Annotated in this window: 7 protein-coding genes and 1 pseudogene; 5 read left to right on the top strand and 3 right to left on the bottom strand. The window is 74.0% G+C overall.

Features of this window, described 5'->3' with window-relative positions:
- Nucleotide 1: 1 nt before the first annotated feature.
- A pseudogene (locus ABTY04_RS03910) lies at nucleotides 2–3,459 on the bottom strand (DUF6531 domain-containing protein); the annotation flags it as partial.
- A 349-nt stretch (nucleotides 3,460–3,808) separates the two neighbouring features.
- Nucleotides 3,809–6,814: a lysylphosphatidylglycerol synthase domain-containing protein gene (locus ABTY04_RS03915; protein ID WP_352211705.1), complete on the bottom strand. Its 3,006-nt coding sequence runs from the start codon at nucleotides 6,812–6,814 to the stop codon at nucleotides 3,809–3,811.
- Nucleotides 6,815–6,924: 110 nt separating this feature from the next.
- Between ABTY04_RS03915 and ABTY04_RS03920 the strand changes: the two genes are divergently transcribed.
- The 5 genes from ABTY04_RS03920 (at nucleotide 6,925) to nudC (ending at nucleotide 17,272) form a co-directional block, all read left to right on the top strand.
- Nucleotides 6,925–7,281 (top strand): MGMT family protein, encoded by a 357-nt coding sequence (locus tag ABTY04_RS03920; protein ID WP_352211872.1) that lies wholly within the window; start codon nucleotides 6,925–6,927, stop codon nucleotides 7,279–7,281.
- Between the two features lie 204 nt (nucleotides 7,282–7,485).
- Entirely contained in the window at nucleotides 7,486–11,064 is a 3,579-nt protein-coding gene (locus ABTY04_RS03925) for an ATP-dependent helicase (RefSeq protein WP_352211873.1), read from the top strand.
- Between the two features lie 99 nt (nucleotides 11,065–11,163).
- The gene (locus tag ABTY04_RS03930; RefSeq protein WP_352211706.1) at nucleotides 11,164–14,817 is read left to right on the top strand and encodes an ATP-dependent DNA helicase; all 3,654 of its coding nucleotides are present in this window, start codon (nucleotides 11,164–11,166) and stop codon (nucleotides 14,815–14,817) included.
- Nucleotides 14,818–14,827: 10 nt separating this feature from the next.
- Nucleotides 14,828–16,234, top strand: coding sequence for a dipeptidase (locus ABTY04_RS03935; protein ID WP_352211707.1), 1,407 nt, complete (start codon nucleotides 14,828–14,830; stop codon nucleotides 16,232–16,234).
- Between the two features lie 96 nt (nucleotides 16,235–16,330).
- A complete protein-coding gene (gene nudC / locus ABTY04_RS03940; protein ID WP_502996549.1) occupies nucleotides 16,331–17,272 on the top strand; it encodes an NAD(+) diphosphatase in 942 nt (313 codons plus the stop codon).
- A gap of 99 nt (nucleotides 17,273–17,371) precedes the next feature.
- Here the strand turns inward: nudC and ABTY04_RS03945 are convergent, their stop codons facing one another.
- A complete protein-coding gene (locus ABTY04_RS03945) occupies nucleotides 17,372–17,632 on the bottom strand; it encodes a mycoredoxin (RefSeq protein WP_352211709.1) in 261 nt (86 codons plus the stop codon).
- Between the last annotated feature and the right edge of the window lie 29 nt (nucleotides 17,633–17,661).

Raw genomic sequence — 17,661 nt, forward strand, 5'->3', positions numbered from 1 at the left:
TTTCCTCCGGGCAGCCCTCTGGGGCCAATCCGAAGGGGTCCGACCAGGTGTGGGGGTTGGTGACGTACGTGGACGGGTTGGGGGCCGGGGTGAGGCCCAGGGGGTCCGGGGAGAGGTAGCGGGCCGTCTCGGGGTCATACGTGCGGAAGTAGTTGTGGTGGAGGCCCGACTCCGGGTCGTAGTACTGGCCCGGGAAGCGGAGCGGGGTGTACGCCGTTGCGTCGCGGTTCCAGGTTGTGGTGCCCACAGGGTGGTTTGGGTGCGCCACGCCGTCGTGCCGTCCTCGGCCAAGAGGTGGGTCGGCGTGCCGATCAGGTCCGTGACGATCGAGAAGAAGCGGCCGTCGACCTCGTCCTGGGCGATGCGTTCCGTCTGGGTGACCGGGTGCAGGCCCTGATGGGTCCAGGTCAACGTGACCCGGCCGCTGGTCTCCTCGCAGAGGGTGGTGCCGTCCCAGGTGAAGAGGGTTTCCTCGAGGACCGTGCCGGCCGACGACAGGCGCTGCTTCGCCGTGCGGCGGCCCAGGGGGTCGTAGCGGTAGCGCCAGCGCGTGCCGTCCGGGGTGGTGACCGCCGTCAGCTGGTCTTCCGCATTCCATTCGTAGCGCCAGGTGTCCGGTTTGCGGGACAGACGGGCTTTCTGGCGGAGGGTGACGCGGCCCAGGGCGTCATGTTCGTAGCGGATCGAGCCCGCGCGGGTGATGCGGGTGCCGGTGTACTCGCGCTCGCCCTGGGCCTCCGAGCCCGGGTGGCGGGTCGGCCACGAGGCGCTGGTCTGGTTGCCGGCCTCGTCGTACGCGTAGCGCTCCGACCAGGACGCGGCCTCCACCGCCGTGACGCGGGCCGCCGCGTCCAGGGTGAAGGTGCGGGGGCCCGTGAGGGAGTCGTCGATGCCGGTCAGACAGCCGTCGGCCCGGTAGCTGTAGCCGCGGCGCTGGAGCGTGCGGCCGTCCTGGCCGACCACCGACTGGACGCTGCGGCGGCCCATGTCGTCGTACTCGTGGGTGAGGGACAGCGACGGGTTCAGCGTGCGGCTCAGCTCCTGGCCCGCCGCGTCCCGTTCGAACGTGAGCGTGCGGCCCTCGGTCGTGAGGGCGGTGCGCCGGCCTGCCGCGTCGTACGTCCACGACGACTGCGACCCCGTGGGTGTGGTGCGGCCGGTGCGGCGGCCCAGGACGTCGTACTCGTACCTGAGGGTGCGGCCGTCGGCCGTCTCCGAGAGGAGCAGGCCTGCCTCGTCGCGGAGCCAGGTGAGCGTTGCGTCCGGTGAGGCCGCCCTCGCGAGGGCGTCGTACACGTCGTACTCGTACGTGGTGACGATGCCGGCCGCGTCCTTGCGTACGACCTGGCCCAGCGCGTTGTGCTCGTACGTCGTGGTCTCGCCCAGGGCGTTGGTGAGTGACGCCAGGAGGCCCGCTGCGTCGTAGCCGTACGAGAGGGTGCGGGTGTCGAAGTCCGTCTCCGAAGCCAGGCGGCCTGCCGCGTCGTAGGAGTAGCTCCAGGTCAGGCCCTGGGGGTTGGTGACCCCGGTGAGCCGGAGCTCCATGTCGTGGCTGAACGCGTAGCGGGCGCCGTCCGGGCCGGTACGGGCCACGAGGAGATCGAAGTCGCCGTACTCGGAGACCGTCACCCCGCCCACCGCGTCCGTGTGGGTCAGGCAGTTGCCCTCGCCGTCGTACGTCCAGGACTCCTCGCTGCCGTCCGGGTTCGCACGCTGCAGCAGGCGTCCTTCGGTGCTCCACGTGAGGCGGGTGGTACGGCCGAGCGGGTCGGTGACCGTGAGCGGGCGGCCGAAGGCGTCGCGGGTGTACGTCGTCGTCGCGCCCAGCGGGTCCGTCGCCGAGACGATCTGGCCCGCCGCATCGCAGCGGACCCTCGTCGTGTGCCCCAGGGCGTCCGTCACGGCGGACAGGTGGCCGCGTGTGTCGTACGAGAACCGGGTTGTGACGCCGGACGGATCGGTGACGGAGGTGCGGTTGCCGTGGTCGTTGTACGCCTGACGGGTCACCCGGCCGTCGGGATGGACGACCCGGACGGGCAGGCCCAAGGCGTTGTACTCGGCGCGCGATACGCGCCCGTCCGGGCGGGTCACGGAGGTGAGGCGGCCGGCCTCGTCGTACGTGAGGCGGGTCGTGTGGCCGAGCGGGTCCGTGCGGGAGAGCAGGCGGTTGTACGCGTCGTGGGTGAAGCGCGTCGTCGCCCCCGTGGGGTCGATCTCCGCGGTGATCTGGGCGCGGTCGTTGACCAGGAACTGCGTGCGATGGCCCAGGGAGTCGACGAGGATGGTGCGGCCCGGTTCGTAGGTGAACCGGACGTCGAGGTGGCCGTTGGTGCCGGACTGGGCGATGCAGCGGTGCCGGTCGTCGTAGACGTAGTCGAAGTGGCGGTCGTTGGTGTCGGTCCAGGAAGTGATCCGGCCCAGTCCGTCGTAGCCGAAGCGCAGGGGGCGGCCCGAGCAGTTCGTGACGCCGGTGAGGTGGCCGTCCGTGTAGCCGTAGCGCAGGACCTGGGTGCCGTCCGCCAAGGCGAGGCCGGTTATCCGGCCGTCCGAAGACGTCAGGCGCAGCTCGTAGCCGCCACTGTGGGAGATGGCGAGCGGGGCGCCGGACTCGTCGTACGAGAAGGCGATCCAGGCACCGCGCCGGTCGTCCACCTGTGTGAGGGCGCCGTCCGCCGCGAAGTGGCGGACGTGTCCGGACTCGGGGTCGGCCACCGTGTACGCGCCGTCGGCGTCGAGCGTGAGCGGCCAGCGCTGGCCGTGCGACGGGAGGACGGCGACCCCGGGCTCGGGGACCGGGTAGGCGAGCAGGCTGCCGTCCTCGCGGACGAGGATGACGCCTTCCTCGTCGATCTCCAGGCGCTGGTCGACCGTACTGGCCCAGCTCGGGCCGAACCACCGGCCCGAGCGGTACGAGGATTCGAAGGTACGGCTGAAAACCAGCGGCAGTGAGCCCGGAAGCACGAGATCGGTCTGGGGCAGGATCATCCGGCCCGTCGCCATGTCGACCGGGTCCTTGCGGCAGGTCAGGTCCTCCTTCTTGGCGCGCGCCGCGGCTTCCTGTTCGGCCTTCTGAGCTGCGCGCGTCGCCTCCTTCCGGGCTGCGTTCTCCGCGCCCGTCTCCGCGACGCGGGCACCCGTGCGGGCGGCCGCGCCGGTGCCCTTCGTGCCGATGAACTCCGGGAGGAGACGGCCCCCGGCCTCGCTCCAGTCCCCGTTGAAGCTGTCGATCAGCGAGCTCGGGATGCGGTCCGGGTGCGAGGCCGTGGAGACGAGGCCTGCGAGGGTCATGTTGAGGTGCTGCGCGTACTCGGCGGGGTGCGTGACGTTGTACGGGTCCGCCGGGTTGAGGCCGCGGGCGAAGTACCTCGTCCAGCAGCCGTGCCCCGGCGACCCGCCGGTACGGCCACTCCCGTTCTGCCTCGCCGCGGGCCGTCGCGAAGCGGGACAGCGCCTCCTCATCGGAGAACGCGCAGATCCAGTCCAGTCCTCCGAGCCGGGACGTCCACAGGCCGCCCGTCTCGTCGTGCGGCACGAGCACCGTCCGGCTGCGGAAGTCCGCCAGCCGTTCCTGTGCGGCTCGCCGTGCCGACTCGGCCGGATCGAGCACCGGTTCGTCCCCGCGCCCCGCGGCTGCCTCGGCCCGCAGTCGGCCCCACTCCTCGTCGAACCCCACTCCGACACCCCCCGAATGATTTGCAATCGAACGCAATCCTGCGGGGTGTTCGGGTGCGGGCCAACTTTGCAGCTTGCCCTGCGCACATATTGAGACGTGCGTACGGGACGGTCGCTGCCCTGGGGCGGGTGTGAGCTAGATGGCTTCCTTGCGGGTCAGGTAGTTGAACGAGATCCAGCCCGGGAGGACCGGCAGCCAGAACGTCATCAGGCGGAACAGCAGCACCGCCGAGATGGCGACCTCCTTGTCCAGCCCGGCCGCGATCAGGCCCAGCGTCAGCGTCGTCTCCACGGCGCCGATGCCGCCCGGGGTCGGGGCCGCCGAGCCCAGGGCATTGCCCGCCAGGAACACCACGGCGATGCTCGCGTAGCTGAGGGCCTGGCCGCCGCCGAACGCCCGGATCGAGGCGTCCAGGCACATCACGAAGCAGCCGGTCAGCAGCAGCATGCCGCCGATGCCCGTCATCAGCTTCTGCGGCCGCTGGAGGACGTCCAGCATGCGCGGCACCACACCCGCGAACAGCGCCCGCACCCGCGTCGCCACGAACTTCCGCAGGAACGGCACCGCCGTCACCACCAGCACCAGCACCGCCACCGTCAGCAGACCCGCGATGACCGTCCGGGACGGGGTCATCTCCGGGGTCTTCTCGGTGCCCGTCAGGTAGCCGAAGGCCAGCAGCAGCAGGATGTGGCTCGCCAGACCGAACAGCTGCGAGGCACCCACGCTCGCCACCGCCAGACCCGGCCGGATCCCGGCGCGCTGGAGGAACCGCGTGTTCAGCGCGACACCGCCGACCGCCGCCGGGGCCACCAGCTTCACGAAGGATCCCGCCACCTGCGCGACCACGGTCCGCAGGAACGACACCCGCTCCGGTACGAAGCCCAGCAGGCTCATCGCCGCCGCGAAGTAGGTGAGGGCCGAGAAGGCCAGCGCGGCCCCCACCCAGCCCCACTCCGCCTGGCCGACGATCGTCGCGAAGTCCACGTGCGCCAGCTGCGTGAGCAGGAAGTACGCACCGAACGCGCCGGCGATGAACGACACGAGCGTGCGCGGCCGGATCCGCTCCAGCCGGGCCGGCTCCACCGGCGCCTGCGGGCGGATCAGCAGCACCTGCTGGCGGATCTGGCTCAGCAGATCCTCCTCGCGGGCCCCGTCGAGGGCGTCGTCCAGCGCCTTCTTCTCGGCCTTCCTGTCCGCGGCCGTGGTCGCCGCCGGCTTGGCTCCGGGCTTGCCGGGCTTGCCGGCCTTGCCCGGCTCGCCCGGATGCGCTTCCGCAGCCGCGGCCTCCGCCGCCGCCTCGCGCGCCGCCTTCGCCGCCCGCGAGGACTCCAGCACGGCCTCCCGCTGCCGGTCCGCCCGCTCTCGGGCCAGCCTGCGCAGCGTCGCCCGCGTGGAGCGGCTCAGCGCGATCGGCTGGAGCAGCGGCAGGCAGTCCGCCACCGCGTCCGGGCCGAGTACCGACACCGCCGAGGCCACCGCGCGCTCCGCGCCGACCCGCAGGCCGAGCGTGGTCAGCAGTTGCGCGATGTCCATCCGGAGCACCAGGTCGCCGGCCGCGATCTCGCCGCCGCGCAGGTCGGTGAGGACGACATTGCCGGAACGATCCACCACCAGCGCGTCGCCCGTGAGCCGGCGGTGCGCGATCCGCCGCGACTGGAGGGCCAGTACCTGCTGCCACGTGCTGCGGGTCAGGTCATCGGTGATCTCCTCGTCGGCGAGCGCGTCGAGGGTCCGGCCCTCCAGGTGCTCGTACACGAGCATCACGGCGTCCGGGCCCAGCTCGGATGTGGCGATCAGCTTCGGCGCGTTCGCCCCGGCCGCGATGGCGGCGTACGCGAGGAGCGCCTCCTGCTCCAGCGCCTGGCGCAGCGACTGGAGGCTGCGCCGCGTCGTGATGCCGCGCAGGGTGAGCCGGCGCCAGACCCGGTAGAAGAACCCGTGGGCCTGCTGCTCGCGGTCGACGACGGTGACGTCGAGCGGCGGGCCGTCCTCCAGGGTGACGTGGTAGCGGCGGCCCCGGTCGCTCACCTCCGAGGCGTCGGCGCCGTCCGGGAGTTCCGCGCGCATGGCGCTGACCGGCTTGAAGCCGACCCGGCGCAGACCGGCGAGGAGGGTCTGCCCGGTGGGGCGGACGTTCGGCGAGCCGACGGCGTACAGGGTTCCGTACGCGACGCTCCAGCCGATCAGCACGGTCAGGATGATCGAGAACGGGGTGGTGTACCCGCTCACCAGCATCGCGAAGGCGTCGAGCAGCAGGACCACCCACAGCGCGACCCGCCAGCGCGGTCTGCGGGTCATGCCGACGGCGGTCATGTACGCGATGACGGGCGCGAGGTAGCCGTGCACGGGGTCGGTGATGGGGCCGCCGACGCTGGTGGGGCGGGTGAGGGCGTCCTGGATGGTGTCGGAGGCGGCCTGGGAGACCCACAGGTCGGTGGCCAGGGTCACGCCGTGCGCGAGGACGGCGGCGAGCACGCCGTCGGCGATGCGCAGCCCGTCCCGCTTGATCAGCCGCTCGATGGCGAAGGCCACGGGTACGAGCAGCACGGCGATGCTGGAGACCAGCCCGGCGACCTTGATCAGCAGATCGGGTGCGGCGCCGGTGCCCTGGCTGATGTCGGCCTCAAGGCCGGCGGTGGTGCGGTGCGCGAAGGCGGCGATGCCGAGGACGACGGCGATGCCGAGGACGCCGACGAGGAGGCGTACGAGGTCGGACGGCCGGTGGACGCGGGCGGCGAGCAGCGGCTCGTCGACCTCGACCTGGTCGGCGGACGGCGCAGGCCCGCGGCTGTGCGGCCCCCCGGCCCCGGCCCTGGCCCGGGCTCCGGCCTTGGCGCCGGGTTCGGCGTCGCTGGCCCCGGGTCCGGCCCCGGATTCGGGCTCGGGCGCCGGTTCGGATGCGGGCTCCGGTACGGCTCCCGCTCCCGCCCGCGGTTCGGGCGCGGCTCCGGGCTCGGGTGCGGCTCCGGTTCCCGGCTCGGCTCCGGAGCCGGGCTCGGGTGCGGCCCGGCCGGGAGGCTCGTCGGGGAGCTTCCCGGGGCGCGGGTCAGGGCGCGTGCCGTCGTCCTCAGCCGCGCCGTCCGGAGGGCTCACACCCTGCTCCTTCGTCGTCACTTCCATCTCTTCTTGATCACGTATCACCAGTCACCGCCCGGAAGATGGTGGCACGGACCGACGGCCGGGCGGGGCATCAGGGTGCGAGCCGGTACGGAAGGAAACCTTCCGGGAACCGGTCCGTGATGTACGGCACCATGGGCGGAATGAGCGAAGAGCTGCCCGAGTACGCGGAGCGGGTGCTGGAGGTGGCCGAGCGGATTCCGCCCGGCCGGGTGATGACGTACGGGGACGTGGCCGAATGGCTCGGCGAGGGCGGGCCGCGCCAAGTCGGGCGCGTGATGGCCCTGTACGGGGGAGCGGTGCCCTGGTGGCGAGTGGTCAGGGCCGATGGACGGCCGCTGCCCGGCAGCGAGCACCGGGCCCTGGAGCACTACCGCACGGAGGCCACCCCGCTGCGTCTGACCGCCGACGGAGAGGCCCGGCTGAACATGCCGCGTGCGCGCTGGGACGGGCGGGAGGAGCGCGCCGCACGGGACGGGGGTCACATCTGACAGCTTCGGCCATGCGGGGCCCGGGCGGGCGGTCGAGCGCAGGCGCGAAGGCCCGTACGGGGGACCGGCGAGGGTCTCGCCGGTCTCCCGGGCCGGACCTCGGGGAACTGCGCGGGGCGCACCGCTTGCCGTAGCGTTGCCTCTTCGGCAAGCGCGGCAGAGGCCGCGGCAACCGCAGACCCACCAGGACCGGCACCCCACGTGATCACCTCTCCATCCGACCGCTCCGAGCGGCTGCGTACGCGGATCCCCGATGCGTACCGCCTCGTGCGCACCGGGCCGCAGAGGGTGGATCCCCCTGTCCTGGACGCAGCGCAGCAGGCGGTGGTTGATCACACTGTCGGGCCGCTTCTGGTCCTGGCCGGACCGGGTACCGGCAAGACGACCACACTGGTCGAGGCGGCCGCGGCCCGCGTCGAAGCCGGGATCGACCCCGCCCGGATCCTGATCCTCACCTTCAGCCGCAAGGCGGCGGTGGAGCTGCGCGACCGGGCCGCCCTGCGGCTCGGCGGGGCACGGGCCCCGCAGGCCACCACCTTCCACTCCTTCTGCTACGGACTCGTCCGCGCCCACCAGGACACCGACCTGTTCGCGGATCCGCTGCGGCTGCTGTCCGGCCCGGAGCAGGACGTGACGGTCCGCACCCTGCTGGACGGACAGCGGCAGATCCGCTCCATCCGCTGGCCGGACGACCTGCGGGCCGCGCTGACCACCCGCGGCTTCGCGGACGAGGTCCGCGCGGTGCTCGCCCGCGCCCGCGAGCTGGGCCTCGGCCCGGCGGCGCTGGACGCGTTCGCGACCCGGCTGGGCCGCCCGGACTGGAAGGCGGCCGCCGCGTTCCTCTCCGAGTACCTGGACGTCCTCGACATGCAGGGCACGCTGGACTACGCGGAGCTCCTGCACCGGGCGGTCCTGCTGGCGGAGCGCACCCCGTCGCTGTCCGCGGCCTACGACGTGATCTACGTGGACGAGTACCAGGACACGGACGCCTCCCAGCTGCGCCTGCTGCGGGCCCTGGCCGGCCCGGCGGGCACGCTGGTCGCGTTCGGCGACCCGGACCAGTCGATCTACGCCTTCCGGGGCGCCGACATCAACAACATCCTGGACTTCGAGACCTCGTTCCCGGGCGCGGCGGTCCACGCCCTGACGGTGGCCCGCCGTTCGGGGGCGAACCTCCTCGCGGCGACCCGCCTCCTGACCTCCCGCATGCCGGTCCCGCGCCTCCCCGCGGCGGCGGTCCGCGCGCACCGCGGCCTGGAGCCGGCCCGGGAGGGCGGCCGGGCCGAGGTGTACACGTACCCGACGGCCGGTGCCGAGCTCGACAACATCGCCGACATCCTGCGCCGGGCGCACCTGGAGGACGGCGTGCCGTGGCAGGACATGGCCGTCCTGGTCCGCTCCGGCGGCCGGACCCTCCCCGCGATGCGCCGCGCGCTGATCTCGGCGGGAGTCCCGGCGGAGACGGACGGTACGGACACCCCCCTGCGCCACGAACCGGCCGTAGCCCCCCTCCTCACGGCCCTCCGCACGGTCGCCACCCCGATCCCGCCCGCTGCCCCGACGGCCCCGGGCCCGGCGGACGCCTCCGATCCGGTGGGCGTTCCCGGCCTGGCGGATGCCGAGGATCCGGCGGGCGTCCCGGATCCGGTGGACGCCTCCGGCCCGGCGGGCGCAGCCGATGCGGACCCCGAGCACCGGCCCGCCGCAGGCGACGCCGACCCGGCCCCCGCATCCGAGCCCGGCTCCGACGCCGCCGAAGCTGCCGACCCGGCCCCCGGGTCCGAGCTCCCCGCCGACGCCGCCGAAGCTGCCGCCCCGGCCCCCGGGTCCGGGCTCCCCGCCGACGCCGCCGAAGCTGCCGACCCGGATCCCGCGTCCGGCCCCGCCGCAGGCGATCGCGCGGGCGAGGGGTGGATCGGGGTCGAGGCCGCCCTGACGCTGCTCGGCTCGCCGCTCGGCGGGATGGACGCCACCGACCTCCGGCGGCTCGGCCGGGCCCTGCGCGACGAGGAGCGGGCCGCCGGCACCAAGGTGCCGGCCCCGTCCGACGTGTTGCTCGCCCGCGCCCTCGCCGAGCCGGAACGGCTCGTCGCGCACGACCCCGCGTACGCCCGCGGAGCGCAGCGCCTCGGACTGCTCCTGCGCAAGGCCCGGGAACTCCTCCAGGGCGGCGGCACCGCCGAGGAGGCCCTGTGGACCCTCTGGGAGGGGACCCCCTGGCCCCAGCGCCTGGAGCGGGGCGCCCGCCGCGGCGGCGCGGCCGGCCGCAACGCCGACCGCGACCTCGACGCCGTCTGCGCGCTCTTCGACACCGCCGCCCGCGCCGAGGAACGCACCGGCGGCCGCGGCGCGCTCAACTTCCTCGAACAGCTCGAAGCCGAGGACATCGCCGCCGACACCCTCACCGGCCGGACCGCCCGCACCGAGGCCGTCCGCCTCATGACCGCCCACCGGTCCAAGGGGCTGGAGTGGTCCCTCGTCGTCGTGGCCGGCGTACAGGAAGGGCTCTGGCCCGACCTGCGCCGCCGCGGTTCCCTCCTCGAAGCCGACCGAATCGGCCGCGACGGCCTCGCCGAACCCCTCACCCCGGGCGCGCTCCTCGCCGAGGAGCGCCGCCTGTTCTACGTGGCCGGCACCCGTGCCCGCGACCGCCTCGTCGTCACCGCCGTCAAGGCCCCCGCCGAGGACGGCGACCAGCCCTCCCGCTTCCTCACCGAGCTCGGAGTGACCCCGAGCGACGTCGCCGGCCGGCCCCGCCGCCCCCTCGCCGTACCGGCGCTCGTCGCCGAGCTGCGCGCCACCACCGTCGACCCCGGCGCCTCGCCCGCGCTCCGCGAGGCCGCCGCCCGCCGCCTCGCCCGCCTCGCCGCGCTCACCGACGAGGAGGACCGCCCGCTGGTCCCCGCCGCGCACCCGCAGCGCTGGTGGGGGCTGTACGAGCCCACCCGCAGCAGCATTCCGCTCCGGGACCGGGACCGGCCCGTCACCCTCTCCGGCAGCGCCCTGGACCAGCTCGCCAACACCTGCTCCCTCCAGTGGTTCCTGGGCCGCGAGGTCAAGGCCGACGCCCCCTCCACCGCCGCCCAGGGCTTCGGCAACGTCGTCCACGTCCTCGCCGACGAGGTCGCCTCCGGCCGTACCCCCGCCGACCTCGCCGTCCTGATGGAACGCCTCGACTCCGTCTGGGACGCCCTCGCCTTCGACGCCCCCTGGAAATCCCGCCAGGAGAAGGACAACGCCCGCGCCGCCCTGGAGCGCTTCCTGCGCTGGCACACCACCGACCGCGGGGGCAGGGCGGCCGTGGCCACGGAGCACGCGTTCGACGTCACGCTCGAAGCGGGCGAGTACGCCGTCCGGATCCGGGGCTCCATGGACAGGGTCGAATCGGACCCCCAGGGGCGTGCGTACGTCGTCGACTTCAAGACCGGCAAGGCCGTGCCCACGAAGGACGAGGTCGCGCGGCACCCCCAGCTCGCCGTGTACCAGCTCGCCGTACGCGAAGGCGCCGTCGACGAGGTCTTCGACGGGCTGCGGCCCGAGGCGGGCGGCGCCGAGCTGGTGCAGCTGCGCCAGGGCGCCCCCCAGCGCGACGGCGGCGACGCGGTGCCCAGGGTCCAGGCGCAGCAGCCGCCGGACGGCGAATGGGTCGGCGACCTGCTCGCCACCGCCGCCGGCCGGGTCCTGGACGAGCGCTTCGCGCCCGCCACCGGCAAGCACTGCGACCACTGCTCCTTCCGCAGCTCGTGCAGCGCGCGCCCGGAGGGCCGCCAGACGGTGGAGTGAGCGGAGTGAGCGGAGTGAGCGGAGTGAGCGGAGGGAGCGCAGTGACCGCCGGGTGAGACGGCGGCAGGGAGTGTCGGCGGGTCGGGCTAGCCTCTTTACGTGTCCGCGCGTCCGTCCGTCCTCACCGACCCCGAGCAGCTCAAGGAGCTCCTCGGCATCCCTTTCACGCCCGAACAGCTGGCCTGCGCCGCCGCCCCGGCCGCCCCGCAGGTCATCGTGGCCGGCGCGGGTTCCGGCAAGACCACGGTCATGGCTGCCCGCGTGGTCTGGCTGGTCGGCACCGGAGCGGTCGCGCCCGAGCAGGTCCTCGGCCTGACCTTCACCAACAAGGCCGCCGCCGAGCTCGCCGAACGCGTGCGCAAGGCCCTCGCGCGGGCCGGCATCACCGACCCGGACCCGCCCCCTGTCCTCGCCGGGGGGACCCCCACCCCGGCCGGGGCCGACGCGGCCGGCGGCGAGCCGCGCATCTCCACGTACCACGCGTTCGCCGGGCAGCTCCTGAAGGACCACGGCCTGCGGATCGGCCTGGAGCCCAGCGCCCGGCTGCTCGCCGACGCCACCCGCTTCCAGCTCGCCGCGCGCGTACTGCGCGAGGCTCCCGGCCCGTACCCGGCCCTCACCAAATCCGTCCCCGACCTGGTCGGCGACCTGCTCGCGCTCGACGCGGAGCTGTCCGAGCACCTGGTCACCCCGGCGCAGCTGCGCGCGTACGACACGGACCTCCTCGACACGCTCGCCGGCGCCAGGCTCACCAACGACGATCTGCGCAAGGTCCCCGGGGCCGTGCGCGGACGCCTCGAACTGCTGGAGCTGACCGAGCGCTACCGCGCCGCCAAACGCTCCCGCGACCTGCTCGACTTCAGCGACCAGATAGCCCTCTCCGCGCAGCTCGCCACCACCCGGCCCGAGGTGGGGGCGCTGCTGCGCCAGGAGTTCCGGGTGGTCCTGCTCGACGAGTACCAGGACACCTCCGTGGCCCAGCGGCTGCTGCTGTCGGGCCTCTTCGGCGGGGGCAGCGGGCACGCCGTGACCGCCGTCGGCGACCCCTGCCAGGCGATCTACGGCTGGCGCGGTGCGTCCGTGGCCAACCTGGACGACTTCCCCGAGCACTTCCCGCACGCCGACGGCAGCCCCGCCACCCGGTTCTCGCTGAGCGAGAACCGGCGCAGCGGCGGCCGCCTCCTCGACCTGGCCAACGGGCTGGCCGCCCCGCTGCGGTCCATGCACGAGGGCGTCGAGGCACTGCGCGCCGCACCGGGGGAGGAGCAGGCCGGCTCCGTCCGCTGCGCCCTGCTGGACACGCACGCCGAAGAGCTGGAGTGGCTCGCGGACTCGGTCGCGCACCTGGTCCGTACGGGGACGCAGCCGCGCGAGATCGCGGTGCTCTGCCGTTCCGCGCGGGACTTCGCGCAGATCCAGGCCGTACTCGTGGACCGGGACGTGCCGGTGGAGGTCGTCGGCCTCTCGGGACTGCTGCACCTCCCGGAGGTCGCGGACCTGGTCGCGGTGTGCGAGGTGCTGCAGGACCCGGGCGCCAACGCCTCCCTCGTCCGGCTCCTGATCGGCCCGCGCTGGCGGATCGGCGCCCGCGACCTGGCACTGCTGGGCCGCCGGGCGCGGCAGCTGGTCGGCCGCGCTCCGGGCGACGTGGACCCGGACGAGCGCCTCGCGGCGGCGGTGGAGGGCGTGGACCCGGCGGAGATCGTCTCGCTGGCGGACGCGCTGGAGACGTTCCTGGACGGCGCCGGGCAGGCGGCGTCCGCCGACGACCTGCCGTTCTCGGCGCAGGCCCGGGTCCGGTTCGCCCACCTCGCGAAGGAGCTGCGCGACCTGCGGCGTTCGCTCGCCGACCCGCTGATGGACGTACTGCACCGGGTGCTGGCCACGACCGGCCTGGAGGTGGAGCTGTCGGCGTCGCCGCACGCGCTGGCGGCCCGGCGCCGCGAGTCGCTGTCCGGCTTCCTGGACGTGGCGGCCGGCTTCGCGTCCCTGGACGGCGAAGCTTCCCTGCAGGCGTTCCTGGCCTTCCTGCGCACGGCGGTCCAGTACGAGAAGGGCCTGGACCACGCCCTCCCCGGCGGGGAGAACACGGTGAAGGTGCTCACCGCCCACAAGTCCAAGGGCCTGGAATGGGACGTGGTGGTGGTCCCGGACCTGTGCGCGGGCTCGTTCCCGAAGGAGAAGGCGCCCGAGCCGTGGACCGCGTACGCGAAGGTCCTGCCGTACGCGCTGCGCGGCGACGCATCCACCCTTCCGGATGATCCGGAGTGGAACTCGGCCGGGCTGAAGGCCTTCAAGGCCGCCCTGAAGGAGCACAAGGCGGTGGAGGAACTCCGCCTGGGCTATGTCACGTTCACCCGGCCGCGCTCGCTCCTGCTGGCCTCGGCGCACTGGTGGGGCCCCGCGCAGAAGAAGCGCCGAGGCCCCTCGGCCTTCCTGTCCGCCCTGTACGACCACTGCGTGGCGGGCCACGGCGAGATCGAGGCCTGGGCGGAGGAACCGGCCCCGGACGCGGAGAACCCCTCCCTGGCCGCGGAGTCCTCCCCGGACCACTCCTGGCCCCTCGCGCTGGACCCGGCCTCCCTGGCCCTGCGCCGCGCGGCGGCGGCCCTGGTGGAGTCCCACCTCGCCGCCCCGGAGCCGGAGCCGGAGCCGGAGCCGGAGCCGGAGCCGGACCCGGGCCCCGCGCCCGACGACCACCTCTGGCCGCCGGACTGCGAGGAGCCGTCCTACGCGGAGGAGCCGGACGGCGAGGACCTCTGGGCGGCGGACGCGGCCTGGGCCGAACCGGGCGACGCGGCAGTCGTACCGTCGGCGCGCGCCGGGGCCGGACCGGACGTGCCGGACGTGCCGGACGTGCCGGACGGCGAGGACCTCTGGGCGGCGGACGAGGCCCGGCCCGGCCCGGGCGAGGCGGCGGTCCCGCACGCCCGCACCGGGCCCGGCTCCGGCGCGCCGCAGCCGGCGGGACCCGGCATGCGCGGCGGAGCCCCCGCCCGTGGAGGCCGGCGTACCGCGGGGGCGGCTGCGCTCACGCCCGAGGAGACCCGGGCCGTGGCCTCCTGGGACCGGGACCTCGACGCCCTCGAAGGCGAGCTCCTGCGCGCCCGCACCGCCGTGCGCGACGTCGAGCTCCCGGCCGCCCTCTCCGCCAGCCAGCTGCTGCGCCTCGCCGCGGACGAGCAGGGCTTCGCCCGCGACCTCGCCCGCCCCATGCCCAAGCCCCCGCAGCCCGCGGCGCGCCAGGGCACGCGTTTCCACGCCTGGGTGGAGTCCCGGTTCGACGAGCTCCCGCTGCCGCTGCTCGACGTCCTCGACCCGGCCACCGAGCTGCCCGGCTCCGGCCAGGAGGTCGCCGACGAGGCCGACCTCGACTCCCTCAAGGCGGCCTTCGAGCGGAGCGAGTACGCCGAGCGCACCCCCCACCGCATGGAGGTCCCGGTCCAGTGCACCCTCGCCGGCCGGGTCATCCGCGGCAGGATCGACGCCGTCTACCGGAACCGGGACGGCTCGTACGAGATCGTCGACTGGAAGACCGGCCGCACCACTGAGGCCGACCCCCTCCAGCTCGCCGTCTACCGTCTGGCCTGGGCGGAAGCCACCGGCACCCCCCTCGACCAGGTAGCCGCGGCCTTCCTCCACGTCCGCAGCGGCCGCGTGATCCGGCCCCGGAACCTCCCCGGCCGGGCCGGTCTTGAGCGGATCCTCCAAGGCAAATCGGACACGGACAGTGACCGGCTACCCGACAGTTAGGCTCGTAGGCATGAGCGAAACCCCGGCGGACAGCGTCGTCCGCACGTACATCGACACCCACCGCGCCGCGTTCCTCGACGACCTCGCGGAGTGGCTGCGCATCCCCTCCGTCTCGGCGCAGCCCGAGCACGCGGACGACGTACGTCGCAGCGCCGAGTGGCTCGCCGCGAAGCTCAAGGAGACCGGCTTCCCGGTCACGGAGATCTGGCAGACGCCCGGCGCGCCCGCGGTCTTCGCCGAGTGGCCGAGCGCGGACCCGGACGCCCCGACCGTCCTCGTCTACGGGCACCACGACGTGCAGCCCGCCGCCGTCGCCGACGGCTGGCACACCGACCCGTTCGAGCCCGTCGTCAAGGACGGCCGGATGTACGCGCGCGGCGCCGCGGACGACAAGGGCCAGGTGTTCTTCCACACCCTCGGCGTCCGGGCGCACCTGGCGGCGACCGGCTCCGCGGCCCCGGCCGTGCACCTCAAGCTGCTCATCGAGGGCGAGGAGGAGTCGGGCTCCCCGAACTTCCGCGCCCTGGTCGAGCGCGAGGCCGGGCGCCTCGCCGCGGACATAGTGATCGTCTCCGACACCGGCATGTGGTCCGAGACGACCCCCACCGTCTGCACCGGCATGCGCGGCGTCGCCGACTGCGAGATCGACCTCCACGGGCCCGACCAGGACATTCATTCCGGGGCCTTCGGCGGGGCCGTGCCCAATCCGGCCACCGTCGCGGCCCGCCTGGTCGCCGCGCTGCACGACGCCGACGAGCGGGTCACGATCCCCGGCTTCTACGACAACATCGCCGAGCTCACGGACGAGGAGCGGGCGCTGATCGCCGAGCTGCCGTTCGACGAGGCCGAGTGGCTGCGTACGGCCAAGTCGCACGCCGCCGCGGGCGAGAAGGGCTACTCCACCCTGGAGCGGGTGTGGGCCCGCCCGACCGCCGAGGTCAACGGCATCGGCGGCGGCTACCAGGGCCCCGGCGGCAAGACCATCGTGCCCGCCTCCGCCCACCTGAAGCTGTCGTTCCGGCTGGTGTCCGGGCAGGACCCGTACGAGGTCGAGGCGGCCGTCAGGGACTGGGTCGCGGCGCGGATCCCGGAAGGGATCCGCCACTCCATCGTCTTCGGAGCCCCCACCCGGCCGTGCCTGACGCCGCTGGACCACCCGGCGCTGCAGTCCGTCGTACGGTCGATGGGCCGGGCCTTCGGCGAGAAGGTCCGCTTCACCCGCGAGGGCGGCTCCGGGCCGGCGGCGGACCTCCAGGACGTCCTGGACGCGCCCGTCCTGTTCCTCGGCATCTCCGTACCCTCCGACGGCTGGCACTCGCCGAACGAGAAGGTCGAGCTGGACCTGCTCCTCAAGGGCGTCGAGACGGCCGCCTACCTGTGGGGCGACCTGGCCGCCGGCCACCGGAAGCCCGCCTGACGCAGGCACCACACGCACCACACGGACCACACGCACCGCCGCACCGAGTCACCCAGTCACGAGTCACTGAGCCTGCCTGTCCCACCACCGGGGGAGTTGGAAGTACCTGTGAGCACCCACACCGAGCACCCGATCACGCTCGCCGCGCCCAGCGGAATCGACCGTGCCGCGCACCACCGCCTCGACGAGGCCTGGCTCGCGGCCGCCTGGAGCCACCCGACGACCCGCGTCTTCGTGGTCTCCGGCGGCCAGGTTCTGATCGACGACACCCCCGACGGGGAGACCGGGATCGTGATGACCCCGGCCTTCGAGGCTCCGGTCACCGAGACGCACCGCTACTTCCTGGGCACCGACGAGGACGGCGTACGGTACTTCGCGCTCCAGAAGGACTCGCTGCCGGGCCGGATGGACCAGTCGGCCCGCCCGGCCGGCCTGCGCGAGGCCGGGCTGCTGCTGTCCCCGCGCGACGCCGGGCTGATGGTGCACGCGGTGGCTCTGGAGAACTGGCAGCGGATGCACCGCTTCTGCTCCCGCTGCGGCGAGCGCACGGTGGTCGCGGCCGCCGGGCACATCCGCCGTTGCCCGGGCTGCGGCGCCGAGCACTACCCGCGCACCGACCCGGCGGTGATCATGCTGGTCACCGACGAGCACGACCGCGCGCTGCTGGGCCGCCAGGTGCACTGGCCGGAGGGACGCTTCTCGACGCTGGCCGGGTTCGTGGAGCCGGGCGAGTCGATCGAGCAGTCGGTCGTCCGCGAGGTGTGGGAGGAGGCGGGCGTCAAGGTCGGCGAGGTCGAGTACGTCGCCAGCCAGCCCTGGCCGTTCCCGTACAGCCTGATGCTGGGCTTCACGGCGCGCGCCCTCACCACCGAGATCACGGTCGACGGCGAGGAGATCGAGGAGGCCCGCTGGTTCTCCCGCGAGGAGCTGCGCGCCGCGTTCGAGACGGGCGAGATGCTGCCCCCGTCGGGGATCTCCATCGCGGCCCGCCTGGTCGAGCGCTGGTACGGGGAGCCGCTGCCGCGCCCGGTCGCGTAAGGCCCGTCACACGGCAGAAGGCCCCCGCGCCGGCGGGGGCCTTTCTGTTCGCGCCGTTCGCACCGTCCGTGCGGCCCGGGTGGAGCGCCGGTCCGGCGGTCAGACGGCGAGGGCCTGCTTGACCTGGGCCAGGCTCGGGTTCGTCATGACCGACTCGCTGCCGGCCGGGGACACCACGAGCACGGTCGGAACGGTCTGGTTGCCGCCGTTCGCCTTCTCGACGAATGCCGCGGACTCGGGGTCCAGCTCGATGTTGATCTCGTTGTACGCGATGCCTTCCCGGTCCAGCTGGGTCTTCAGCCGGCGGCAGTAGCCGCACCAGGTCGTGCTGTACATCGTGACGGAACCCGTGTCCTGCATGCTGCGCTCTCCTCTGTGGGGCCTGGGTG

It is taken from the genome of Streptomyces sp. NPDC097981 (assembly GCF_040302565.1).
Taxonomy (GTDB): Bacteria; Actinomycetota; Actinomycetes; order Streptomycetales; family Streptomycetaceae; genus Streptomyces.

Bases quoted from the DNA above. Each gene is read 5' to 3' on its own strand.
- ABTY04_RS03920 (WP_352211872.1), top strand. From the start codon at position 6,925: ATGGGCGGAATGAGCGAAGAGCTGCCCGAGTACGCGGAGCGGGTGCTG.
- ABTY04_RS03935 (WP_352211707.1), top strand. From the start codon at position 14,828: ATGAGCGAAACCCCGGCGGACAGCGTCGTCCGCACGTACATCGACACC.
- ABTY04_RS03945 (WP_352211709.1), bottom strand. From the start codon at position 17,632: ATGCAGGACACGGGTTCCGTCACGATGTACAGCACGACCTGGTGCGGC.